General features: G+C 44.7%; 12 protein-coding genes, 1 tRNA gene and 1 other RNA gene. 6 read left to right on the top strand and 8 right to left on the bottom strand.

Annotation, left to right across the window (positions count from 1 at the left end; genetic code table 11):
- The coding region (locus BT112_RS22120; RefSeq protein ID WP_217652410.1) for a helix-turn-helix domain-containing protein at positions 1-172 on the bottom strand (172 nt) is incomplete at its 3' end.
- Positions 173-411: 239 nt separating this feature from the next.
- Between BT112_RS22120 and BT112_RS16160 the strand changes: the two genes are divergently transcribed.
- Positions 412-768, top strand: coding sequence for a hypothetical protein (locus BT112_RS16160; protein WP_217652407.1), 357 nt, complete (start codon positions 412-414; stop codon positions 766-768).
- Here the strand turns inward: BT112_RS16160 and BT112_RS16165 are convergent.
- A tRNA-Arg gene (locus tag BT112_RS16165) sits at positions 734-807 on the bottom strand. The two genes, BT112_RS16160 and BT112_RS16165, sit on opposite strands and share 35 nt — an antisense overlap.
- A 189-nt stretch (positions 808-996) precedes the next feature.
- Here BT112_RS16165 and BT112_RS16170 point away from each other — a divergent pair.
- From BT112_RS16170 to rny, 5 genes are all read left to right on the top strand, one after another.
- Positions 997-1,890 carry a DUF72 domain-containing protein gene (locus tag BT112_RS16170; RefSeq protein ID WP_072318427.1) on the top strand — a complete coding sequence of 298 codons (894 nt, stop codon included), beginning with the start codon at positions 997-999 and terminating at the stop codon, positions 1,888-1,890.
- Positions 1,891-2,010: 120 nt separating this feature from the next.
- Positions 2,011-2,301, top strand: coding sequence for a hypothetical protein (locus BT112_RS16175; RefSeq protein WP_072318428.1), 291 nt, complete (start codon positions 2,011-2,013; stop codon positions 2,299-2,301).
- 19 nt (positions 2,302-2,320) lie between these two features.
- Positions 2,321-2,611: a cell division protein ZapA gene (locus BT112_RS16180; RefSeq protein ID WP_072318429.1), complete on the top strand. Its 291-nt coding sequence runs from the start codon at positions 2,321-2,323 to the stop codon at positions 2,609-2,611.
- A gap of 59 nt (positions 2,612-2,670) precedes the next feature.
- Positions 2,671-2,791, top strand: a non-coding RNA gene (gene ssrS, locus BT112_RS16185) — 6S RNA.
- A gap of 49 nt (positions 2,792-2,840) precedes the next feature.
- A complete protein-coding gene (gene rny / locus BT112_RS16190) occupies positions 2,841-4,403 on the top strand; it encodes a ribonuclease Y (protein WP_072318475.1) in 1,563 nt (520 codons plus the stop codon).
- Positions 4,404-4,485: 82 nt separating this feature from the next.
- On the opposite strand, the gene BT112_RS16195 is transcribed toward rny, so the two are convergent.
- The 6 genes from BT112_RS16195 to BT112_RS16220 all read right to left on the bottom strand — a co-directional run bounded on the left by BT112_RS16195 (position 4,486) and on the right by BT112_RS16220 (position 11,869).
- Complete coding sequence (locus BT112_RS16195) at positions 4,486-5,184, bottom strand: DUF2490 domain-containing protein (protein WP_072318430.1); 699 nt, start codon at positions 5,182-5,184, stop codon at positions 4,486-4,488.
- Positions 5,185-5,349: 165 nt separating this feature from the next.
- The gene (locus BT112_RS16200; RefSeq protein WP_072318431.1) at positions 5,350-7,317 is read right to left on the bottom strand and encodes a DUF349 domain-containing protein; all 1,968 of its coding nucleotides are present in this window, start codon (positions 7,315-7,317) and stop codon (positions 5,350-5,352) included.
- Between the two features lie 322 nt (positions 7,318-7,639).
- On the bottom strand, positions 7,640-8,380 hold the full coding sequence (locus tag BT112_RS16205; protein WP_072318432.1) for a shikimate dehydrogenase family protein: 741 nt from the start codon (positions 8,378-8,380) through the stop codon (positions 7,640-7,642).
- Positions 8,381-8,447: 67 nt separating this feature from the next.
- Positions 8,448-9,467 carry a DUF368 domain-containing protein gene (locus BT112_RS16210; RefSeq protein ID WP_072318433.1) on the bottom strand — a complete coding sequence of 340 codons (1,020 nt, stop codon included), beginning with the start codon at positions 9,465-9,467 and terminating at the stop codon, positions 8,448-8,450.
- Positions 9,467-10,435: a DUF368 domain-containing protein gene (locus BT112_RS16215; protein WP_072318476.1), complete on the bottom strand. Its 969-nt coding sequence runs from the start codon at positions 10,433-10,435 to the stop codon at positions 9,467-9,469. Before BT112_RS16215 ends, BT112_RS16210 begins: the two co-directional genes overlap by 1 nt.
- Positions 10,436-10,468: 33 nt before the next feature.
- Complete coding sequence (locus BT112_RS16220; protein ID WP_072318434.1) at positions 10,469-11,869, bottom strand: tetratricopeptide repeat protein; 1,401 nt, start codon at positions 11,867-11,869, stop codon at positions 10,469-10,471.
- Positions 11,870-11,883 lie beyond the last annotated feature (14 nt).

Raw genomic sequence — 11,883 nt, forward strand, 5'->3', positions numbered from 1 at the left:
TGGCCTCTACTTCATAAGAGGTCAGCTGGTAACGTTGAAAAAAAGCGATGTACTTGCTTACGGTATTACGGGAGATCCCCAACTGGGAACTGATCCGGCGCTTACTGACCCCGGCACTGTATAACTTGAATATCTTTTTTACTTTTCGCATTTCTATTTGTTTGTTGGCCATAATCTTTTTAACAAAAAAAGACTATTGCGCACACTTCAAATAGAATCGATTTTTAGTGGTTCACTTTCATCCGTTTTAGGTGGTTCACTTTCACCCGCTGTGCTATGCTCACTTTCACCCGTTTTTAGTGGTATACTATATCCGTTTTTTGCAAACAGATCAAGGATTATGAGGGACGTTTGTCATACGCCAGGGATTTATTGTCGACCCGGCAAATCGATCCTTTGGATTACCGGGATATGAAGTCGGATTACGGGGAGGAGATCAGCAAACTCGAAGGCAATTTGGCCAGAATAAGTAATGAAACAGAAGATGTGGAAGGATTGCTTAACGAAGGCATTGACGAGCTGTTAAAACTCAATAATTGCTTTAAACACGGGGGCTGGGAAGAATCCCGGAGCCTGATCGGTTCGATTTACCCTGAAAATCTGACATTTGACGGATTTTCATTTCGAACCGCAAGGGTTAACGATGTAGTAGATATTATCTACCACATTAACAGCATATTACCTCCAAATAAAAACGGGACAAAAATGGATTTTTCCACTTTGTCCCGTCAAGTGACCTCGGCAGGATTCAAACCTGCAACCTTCTGAGCCGTAATCAGATGCGCTATTCAGTTGCGCCACGAGGCCTTTTTGCGGGTGCAAATATATTCTTTTTTATATGGCATACAAAGAAAAAACGATGAAAATTATTCTGATGCCCGTTAACTTTAAAATACACTGGCTGTTACGTGTCAAAAAAAATATACGATTCTCAATCGCGTTACAAATTTATGGAATTATCCGTAATTTGTATGGCATAAATGAAAAACGTTAAAAATGAAGTTTGGAAAAGTAGATCATCCGGAAACCGTAGATTTTTCTTTCCCCGAAGACCATCCCGCAACCGCGGGGGTGTTGGCCGGTAATAATAAAGGAAAGCCTGCTAAAATCTATGTCGGTTGTGCCAAATGGAACCGTCAGGATCTGAAAAACTTTTACCCGAGAGGAACCAAAGACGAGCTGGCTTACTACGCGACCCAATTTAATGCTATTGAAATGAATGCGACCTTCTACAGGAATTTCCCGCCGTCGCAATTTGATTCATGGTATGAGAAAGTGCCGGAAAATTTCCGTTTTTTTCCGAAGGTAAACCAGATGGTGAGTCATATGAAAAGATTGCTCGACGTTAAGGGCCCGGTAGACGAATACCTGGATGGCGTGGTGCATCTGAAAGAAAAACTGGGAACTGTCTTTTTGCAGATGCACAACAATTTTGCCCCCAAGAATTTTGACAGGGTAGTGAGCTTTGTCGAATACTGGCCGAAGGAAGTGCCGCTTGCCCTGGAGTTCCGGCATACCGATTGGTTCAACGATACCAGGGTTTCCGAAGAACTGTATCATCTGCTCGAAGAGAATGCTATGGCCAATATCATTGTCGATACTGCCGGAAGAAGAGATCTCATGCACATGAGACTGACCAATAATGAAGCTTTTGTGCGGTACGTAGGTGCAAATCACGTGAGCGATTATGACAGGCTTGACGACTGGGTCGGAAGATTGAAAAAATGGGTAGATGAAGGCCTGGAGCATATTCACTTTTTTGTACATCAGAATCTGGAGAATGCCTCCCCTTTGTTATCGGCTTACCTGATCGGGAAACTCAATGAAGAACTGGGGAGTAGCCTGATTATTCCGCATACGCTGGTCGATGCACAGCAAAAGCTGTTTTAAAGTTCTTTTATAAATTTCGCGTCATTGCAGGGATGAAATGCGATAAAAATTAGGTTAAACTATTGCGAAGTACAATCAGGTATGTTAACTTTGTAATCAGATGTATTGTTATTTGCAGGTATGAGTGATATTACAGAAATTGTTGATTCTCTTGAGAATAGGGTTAGCAGATTGCTTCACAAAATGGAGATTTTGAAGCAGGCTAATCTTAAACTTACGGAAGAATTGGCAGATTCCGCAAAGGTCATAAGGGAAAAAGAGTCCGTTATAACCGGGTGGGAAGAGAAATATAATGCACTCAAACTGGCTAATGCAATGTTGGGCAGTAATGAAAGCAAAACTGAAACTAAGCTTAAGATAAATACTTTAATACGGGAGATCGATAGCTGTATAGCACAACTCTCGGAATAATACTCTGTAAAAACCGTGTATGGATAAGCTCAGAATAAAGATTTCGATAGCAGATCGCGTCTATCCGCTTACCATAGACCCCGACCAGGAAGAAGGGTTGCGAAAAGCGGCAAAGAGTATTGAAGGGCTTGTAAAACAGTTTGAACAGAATTATGCCGTTAGGGACAAACAGGATGTGCTGGCCATGTGTGCCTTACAGTTTGCCTCGCGGCTGGAACAGGAAAGTATAAATGAAGAAAGAGGAGACGAAGAAGTAAAAGAACGTCTTGAGGCGTTAAACGAACTGCTTCAATCCAAACTTAGTTCATAAAAACGAAGTTCTTTAAATAACATAAAGGTACTGCCTACATTGGTGTAATTGTTTGATAAACTCAACGCTATTCAATTAGAAAGGGTGAGTCTCGGTTGTAAAAGCATGCCGTTTCCGGTTTTTCCGGATGAACGGATCCTTGATCAGCCGGTTAACCCTAAACTTGTTTTTTGGGAGTTTATACATAACCCTTGCCGATGTAGGCTTTTTTTTTAAAAGCGAAAACAAGATGGATACAACTATGATTATTGTTGCGGGTATAATTGGCGTGGCCCTGGGGTTTTTCATCGCCAAAATTATGGAAAAGAAAAACGCCTCTAAAATATTGGCAGGAGCCAAAAGAGAAGCGACATCCATTGTAAAGGAGGCCAAAACAGAAGGAGAGAGTATAAAAAAAGATAAGATATTCCAGGCCAAGGAAAAGTTTCTGGAGTTAAAGGCAGAACACGAGAAAGTCATTGTAGCAAAAGACAAGAAGATTGCCGAAATAGAAAAGAGAACACGCGATAAAGAGGCACAGGTAACGGGTGAACTGACCCGAAATAAAAAACTCAACGATGAACTCGAAACTAAACTGAAGGATTATGAGTACAGGGTGGAGATCCTGGACAAAAAGCAGGCAGAGGTAGAGAAGCTTCACAAGAGCCAGGTAAAGCAACTCGAGATCATATCCGGACTGCCGGCAGAAGAGGCAAAAAGCCAGCTTATAGAATCGCTGAGAGCTGATGCCAGAAGCGATGCTATGAGCTATGTGCAGAATACACTGGAAGAAGCCAAGCTTACCGCGCAGCAGGAGGCCAAAAAGGTCATCATCAATACCATACAGCGTATAGGTACGGAAGAAGCGGTAGAAAACTGTGTTTCCGTGTTCAACCTGGAGTCCGACGATATCAAAGGTAGGATCATCGGCCGGGAAGGACGTAATATACGCGCTTTGGAATCCGCTACGGGCGTAGAGATCATCGTAGACGATACCCCGGAAGCCATCATATTGTCCTGTTTCGATTCGGTACGAAGGGAGATCGCCCGTTTGTCACTTCACAAACTGGTTACCGACGGACGGATACACCCTGCGCGTATCGAAGAAGTGGTACAGAAAACAACCAAACAGATCGAAGAGGAAATTATCGAAGTAGGGAAAAGAACGGTTATAGATCTCGGTATTCACGGACTCCATCCGGAACTGATAAAAATGGTAGGACGTATGAAGTACCGTTCTTCTTACGGACAAAACCTGTTGCAGCACTCCCGTGAAGTGGCTAAGCTGTGCGGGGTAATGGCAGCAGAACTCGGTATAAACCCTAAACTGGCGAAACGGGCAGGATTGCTTCACGATATAGGAAAAGTTCCGGAATCCGAAACCGAAATGCCGCACGCTATACTCGGTATGGAGTGGGCGGAAAAATACGGGGAGAAACCGGATGTTTGCAATGCCATAGGGGCACACCACGATGAAGTGGAGATGAAATCGCTTATAGCACCTATCGTACAGGTTTGTGATGCCATCAGCGGTGCAAGGCCCGGAGCGAGACGACAGGTATTGGATTCTTATATACAACGCCTCAAAGACCTCGAAGATATCGCATTCGGTTTCCACGGTGTCAAAAAGGCGTATGCCATACAGGCCGGTAGAGAATTACGCGTTATCGTAGAGAGCGAAAAGGTAAATGACGATAAGGCAGCAGAACTCTCTTTCGAGATTTCACAGAAGATCCAGACCGATATGACATATCCTGGACAAGTGAAAGTTACCGTGATCCGCGAAACGAGGTCGGTGAATATTGCCAAGTAAGAAGAAAAGAAGTTAAAAGATAATGAAAACGGGGCCCTGTCTTGCACAGGCCCCGTTTTGTTTTTTGTCAGCAAAGCAGGCCTTAAAGCGTATGGTGGAGGCTGAGCTGTAATTGTCCTTTGTCGACCGTATTGGTAGATTGCCGCATATATCCGGCCTGTACCCTAAGCTGATCGGTGATGCTGTATCCAAGTGCCGTATACAGGCGGTTTCTGTCGAAAATCTCTACCGTATTTCCATGGCCCGTATCTTTTTGTCCGTTGATAAAAACTTCGTTGTACAAGGCAATATAAACCGCACCCTGATCAAGGGTGGTACGGTTTACCGGGACATTCAGGAAGAGGTTATACCGGATCCTGGTCCGGAAATCCTGATTTTCAACCCATCGCTGTTCATAACGGAAACGGTGGGTCAGGTGAAACCGGTCCGCAAGTCGGTGAGGAAGCAAGGCTTCCTGGTACACCCTGCTTTCTTTACGGGTTGTACCGGAAGAACCGTAAGTGCCTGATAATACATAAGCATAACCAAGAGTAAATTTGATATTGGCTTTTTCCGGCTCGTATGTCGCTCCCCCACGTAGAAGAAGCTGCTCCAGGTCGCCTATCATATCCCAGTTCCGATATTGGAGATCTCCCTGAAGACCAAACCTGCTGTTTTGAAAGGTAGTATTCCAGAAATACATATACCATGCGCCTGTTTCGTTTTCATTGACCTGCGCAGTAGCATGGTCAGGAAATGAGAGATAAGCGATCAGAGCAAGGAAAAAGACTGTTTTTCTCATAGGTGTTTAACGTTTGTGAGTTATATGATACAGGTCAGGTGGTGGTATTGTAGGCTGTGGAAGGCAAAGCAATGCCATGCGGTTTGGACAGGAGTAATCCTGTCTACGAGCGTTGTATACAACCGCTGAAGGAAGGGGGAAAACCCGGAATCGGGGAAACGGATCTTAATCCATTTCCCTGAGTTGCGCGAGTTTTGCTTTCCATAAAGAAAGTGTTTCTTTATGTCGGTTTATATTCTTGTTGACTTCCCTGACGATAGGGTTGTTGTCATCGGCATTGATAAACTGGAGGTTGTTTTCCAGCTGACGGATTTCGCCTTTGACTTCGTCGATCTTACGACGGATGAAAATGATCTCGTTATTGATGAGGTCTTCCTGATCGGCATTGGCGAGTACTTCCAGTTTATTACCGTATTTGATAAGTTCGATGTCGCGTTTGGCAACATTTAGTTTCTTGAAGAGCGCGTCGATAATCTTGTTGAATTTCCCTTCTATATTCTTTTTAAAGTAAGGGACACGACCGTAAGAGCGCCATTCGGAAATAAAGTTTTTCACCGTTTCGATATCCTCATCGTGATTACCGGTAAGCTGGAATTTCCGCAGTCTGTCGAGCAGGGCTTCTTTGGCATTATAGGCCTCCGTTTCTTCCTGGCTGCCGTCCTGCTTATGCTTGTGAAGCCTGTCGAAATAATGGTTACAGGCCGCTTTGAACTCTTTCCATATCCGGTCCGAGTATTTGCGGGGTACATGTCCGATCTTTTTCCAGTCGGACTGTATTTTTTTCATAAGTGGAGTTACGACTTCCCATTCGTCACTATCCTTGTTTTCCTGTGCTATACGGATGAGCTCCTGTTTTTTGGCCAGGTTGTCCTGTTGGTCTTTTTTCAGGGCTTTGTAGAACTCATTCTTCCTGCGATTGAATTTTCGTACTGCTGTTTTAAAGGCTGTCCAGGTCTCTTCGTTTACTTTTCTGGGTACTCTTCCTGCATTAAAGAAGGCTTCCCGGAGTGCTTCCATCTCCTTGATCTGTCTTTGCCATTGGCTATGAGCGTCGATCTCGTTGTTTGCAATATCATTGATTTTCGCAATTATTTCTTCTTTTCTCACGAGATTCTGCTCATGGATCTCATCCATGTTCCTGAAATAATCCTGCCTTCTTTCATGGATGGCCCTTGTAGCTTCGCTGAAACGGTTCCATACGTCTTCCCGGTGTTCGCGGTCTACCGGACCGATTTCTTCCTTCCAGATTTTGTGCAGGGACTGCAACTCCCGGAATGCCGTATTGATGTCGGGTATTTCTGCCAGTTCTTCCGCTCTTGCTATCAGCTTCTCCTTTTCTTCCAGGTTGTGTTTGAAGTCGAGATCCCTGAGGTCGCGGTTGATATCGAGAAAATCGTAGAAACGCTCCACATGGTGCTGGTAAGTGCGCCATACGTCATTGTAGTTCATACGGGGGATAGGCCCCGCTACTTTCCAGCGTTCCTGCAGCTCTTTGAAATGTTTGTAGGTGGTATTGATGTCCTCTTCCACATTGATAAGCCCCTTGAGCTCCTCTATGATCTCCTGTCGTTTGGAGAGGTTGTTCTTCAGGTTCTGCTCCAGGTTTTTGTAGTAGGCATTACGCTTTTCCCTGTATTCGCCATAAACCTTGTTGAATTTCTGTTTTACAGGACTGGTGTAACGAAAATCTATTTCATTTCCACCATCGTTAAGAAATTCTTCCTTCTTTTCTTCGAGCAGTTCCTGGTACTTCAGGTCAAATTCGTATTTAATACCGTCAACATGTTCTTTTATCGCCTGGATTTTTTCGTTTTTAATGAGTTTTTCCAGTTCGTTGACCAGTTTGTCCATATTCATGGCGTGATAGTCCAGTACCGGGATAGAATGCCGTTTTACATTGTCCTCGTCTTCGGCATCTTCGGCATTGGATTCGTCTATCTCGTTGAGAACCTCCGCATCGTTTACCTCCACGGCATCCGGGCTTGCCTGGCCTGCTGTCTCCTCCGTCTTGTTTTCCGCCGCTGTTTCGGGAGTAGTCGTCTGCTCTACGGCAATTTCTTTATCTCCTTCGATATGGTCGGAAGCATCATTCTCCTCTGCATGGTGCAGGTTGCTGTCTTTTTGGTCTAACATCTTAAAAATGTTTAGGGTTCATCATCACTTTAGAACGTGAAAGATACTAACAACTCTCAAAATAGCAAAACTTTTAAAGCTTTTAGAAACCCCTAAAGGTAAAATACAGGCATGTTTTTTAGGGAAACGATGATTTGGATAGGAGGAGCTCCTGGGGTGTCATTAATGGGGTACCAGGTTCATGGGTTAATGAGAAGTGAAACTCCGGAATAACGGAGCAACTCCGTAACTCCACAGACCAAATAACTCAAGAACCAACCACAGTAGCCCGAGCTCAGCGTTTTCAGCCTTTATCTTAATTTCGTGTGCTTTGTGTTACCCTTTACCTCGGAGGGGTATTCCAGATCTCCCAGGCTTTCTCGGCCTGAAAACGAAGCATCTGCAATCCGTTACTGGTAGTTGCTCCTTTTTCCTTGCCTGCTTTCAGAAACGAGGTTTCTGCCGGGTTGTAAATAAGGTCATACAGCAGGTGTTCCGGTCCTATAAGATCATAGGGGAGCTGCGGTCTGTCTTCGACGTTCGGAAAAGTTCCCAGGGGCGTACAGTTGATGATCACCGTATGAGACCTCATGATCTTTTCGTCGAGGTCGTAATAAGAAAACTGTCCTTCTTCCGGTTTACGCGAAACAAAAGTATAGGCAATACCCAGTTCTCTAAGACTGAATGCAATAGCTTTTGAGGCTCCTCCCGTACCGAGGATCAGTGCTTTCCGGTGGTCTTTTCGCAATAAAGGTTGTAAGGAAGCCTGGAAACCGTAATAATCGGTATTGTATCCTGTGAGTTTATCCTTTTCGATCTTAATGACATTGACAGCACCGATCTCTTTCGCTTTGTTGCTCAGTCCCGAGAGGTACGGTATAACAGCCTCCTTGTAGGGAATAGTGACATTACAGCCCATAAGATCGGGGTGTTCCCGGAGGGTCTCCGGAAATTCACGGATATCCTGAAGGTCAAAATTGACATAGGTATGATCCGTCAGTTGTAATTTTTCAAATTTTTCCCGGAAATAAACCTGGGAGAAGGAATACGATATGTTTTTTCCGATAAGTCCGAATAGTGGCATATATTCTTTTTTTGTTCAGAGCCCTGCCGGAGCGGCATTGGTGTTTAAGGGCCGTTTAGCAAAAAGTTTAGGTGTTGATCCTTTTAGTGTACCTCCCGTACCATTCCAGAGCAAGTACGATCAAGACTCCAAATATAATAAAACCTATGGCACCCCAGGTCTCGGGGGAAGAAAAATCGGGAATATATCTTTCGTAGTTCTGTATAATACGGTGCCCTTCACTGTCCAGGATATAGCTGCCGTTTTCGTGCATCCTGTACATCGTTTTTTTCCAGGGCCAAACGACCCCGAGCGATCCCGTAATAAAACCTATGATAATAGCCGTAGTTATATTTCTGAAATGTTTGAGAACGTAGCTCAGTAAATGGGAGAGGGTTACAAGTCCGGTCGCCGATCCGAGGGTGAATACGGCGAGTATCGTAAGAATGTTCAGCCGTTCCTGGTTTTGCAGGAAGGAGAAATCGCCCCGGAATATTTCGGCCATGGTATCGTACAGTGCATTAACCGAATCGACGAGCAACAGTACGTAATTTCCCAGCAGGATGAGTATAAAAGAGCCGGAGAGCCCGGGGAGTGTCATCCCGGAAACACTGATAATCCCGCACAGAAAGACGAAGAACAGGTTGGTGTTTTCCCTTGCCGGACTCAGGAAACTGATCGATATCCCGGCGATAAGCCCTATAACGGCCGATATCACGGTTTTGCGATTCCAGGAAAACCCCCGGGAGATGTAGTAGATCGACCCGATGATCATTCCGAAAAAGGCAGCCCAGACATAGAGTTCTTTCCGGGCAATAAAATAATCGAGTATCCGGGAAACGCTGAAATAGCTGACCAGCATACCGAAAATAAGAAGCCCCAGAAATTTTCCGTTGATATAGCGGTAAAATGACCTGAACCTCCCGTTAATGAGAAGTTTAAAGGCCTTCAGGTTAACTTTTTGAAGCGAATAGATAAATTCCTCGTAAAATCCGGCTACAAAAGCTACAATACCACCGGATACGCCGGGCACCTTGTTGGCGGCCCCCATAGCGAGTCCTTTGATGACCAGAAAGATCTGGTCGCCTGGTGTTCTGTAGCTGTTCATTAGCTTTTCTGAGCTTTTACGGCAATTTTTTCCAATAAATATATGGTAAAAAACCCTGCCAGTGCAAGTAGACATGCAATAAGCAGCTGGCTGTCTCCGTCGACATGGAAAGGAGAGATACTGCGCTGCAGTACGGGTACTTCCTGCTGGTGTGAGTTGATACGCCAGGTCAGGGTTTCTTTCCAGGGCCATATCTTGTTGAGTGACCCGATCATAAAACCGGTGAGCAGCGCAAGAGTGGTGTTTTTATGATGTTTGAACATCCAGTGGAGCGCTCCCGAAAAAACCTTAATGCCCAGCAAGGCTCCAATGCCAAAAACGGCAAGTTTGGAGAATGCCTGCCCCAGTACCTGCATATTTCCTTCAAACAAGCCTTCCCGTAACTGATTGATCGTGTTGATAACAATCTCGTACGAACCCATAAGCAACAGGATAAATGCTCCGGAAATTCCAGGCAGGATCATGGCAATGATGGCAATGAAACCCGAAAGGAAAAGATAGGTGTAACCATCGGGGGAAGATACCGGATGTGCAACGGTGATGTAATAGGATACGATACCACCCAGTACTGCCGCTATGATTACTTTTGCCGACCAGCGGGTAATTTGTTTTCCTATAAAATAGATACTGGCGATAACCAGTCCGAAAAAAAACGACCATACGGCGATGGGATGAGTGTCGAGTAACCAGCTTATGAATCGTGCCAGGGAAAATATACTGATAGCGATCCCGGTGACGAGTGCCAGCAGGAAATTCCCGTTAATACTGGTCCACATGGCTCTGAAGCCACTTTTTTTCCATAGTTTAAGTGAGGAAAAGCTGATATTGTTGATAGATTGTATCAGCTCCTCGTATATCCCGGAAATAAATGCTATAGTTCCCCCCGAAACGCCGGGGACGACATCGGCGGCTCCCATAGCCATTCCTTTAAGAGTGATGATCAGGTAATCCAGTAGCCTTCTTTGCATGTGCTGTTCTTTGACGAACAAAAATAGGTAATTTTAAATAGAAGCCTTTTTAAAATCTGTTATAAAATTCTTAACGGTCTTACTGTCAAATACCGATGGGAAGAGCTCTTCCAGGATAATCTGTTCGTCGTAGTTATCGGTAAGTGCATTTTTCAGATGCGAACGTCCTTTACGGTAATCGGACAGGGTAAAATAGAGGCCTGCGATACGGTATTCCAGACATGCTTCCTTCGGATAAAATTCCAGGGCCTGCAACATCACGTGTACTGCATTTTCGAATTCCCCTATTTTTACGAGGATGTCACACCATGAAGTCCAGGTCTGGAGCTCGTAATTTCCGAGTTCTATGGTTTTCTGGTACGAGATGTCCGCTTCCTCGTAGAGATGCAGCTGTTTGTTGATCTCCGCACATCGCTTCCAGTAAGCGATGTTCTCACTGTCGATATTAAGAGCCTTGTTGATATAATACTTGGCTTTCTGGTAATTGAATTGTTTCAGGTAAAAATCGGTAATAGCTATCCAGCCCTTATCCAGCAGAGGGTCTTCATGGACGGTTTTGTAATAATACTGCTTGGCAATATTGTCATTACCGAGTTTTTCGTGACATTTTCCTATGCGCAGGTATGCAAAAGAGGTGGGGTCGTCCAGGCCGAGGGTAAGCTCGTAGTTGGCTATGGCTTCATTGTAGCGGCCGAGTTTTTCCAGTACTTTTCCTTTTTCCAGGTAAGCCCCTATGAACGTGTCGTCCGAAATGATGGCAAAATCAAAAGCGGCAAGGGCCTCCTTCAGCATTTTTTTATGAAAGTACTGTTTTCCTGCCTGGTGCCAGCCCACTTCACTGTACGGGTTACGTTCCAGGTAAGTGTTCAGGTATGAAATGGCTCCGTCGTGATCTTCGAGAAAATCAAAACAGTAAATAATATTGTAAAGCGCCGGGTAGTCTTCCGGGTCTTCGTCGAGACATTTTATAAAACAATCCTTGGCCTCGGCATACTGATCCAGAAAAAGGTGCTCCATACCGATCAGCGAATATACATCGGCACTGTCGTCCGTATACACCAGGGCCTCCTTAAGAAGCTCGATAGCCATGACGTGATTGTCCTTTTTGGAGTATATATTGGCCCGTTGTATGTAAATCTCTTCGTTGGACGTTTCTATCAGGGCGAGTTCGTCGAGCATTTTTTCTGCCACGTCAAACCTGTTTTCGAAGATCAGGACTTCGATATGCAGCAGTTTTAACGTCGTGGAAGAGGTGTGCTGTTCCAGTCCGATCTGTATGGCCTTTTTGGCCAGAGCCACTTTCCCCATATCGAGATAGTGGTGAATAATGTCCTCAAAATCATCCGCATCAAAAAAATAAACATCATTTGTTTTGAGCATGGACTCGAATTTCGAAATGGGAAAGTTTCGGTCTTCGTTAGAACTAAATGGCATAAGCATGCTTTTTT

It is taken from the genome of Sinomicrobium oceani, from assembly GCF_900119185.1.
Taxonomy (GTDB): domain Bacteria; phylum Bacteroidota; class Bacteroidia; order Flavobacteriales; family Flavobacteriaceae; genus Sinomicrobium; species Sinomicrobium oceani.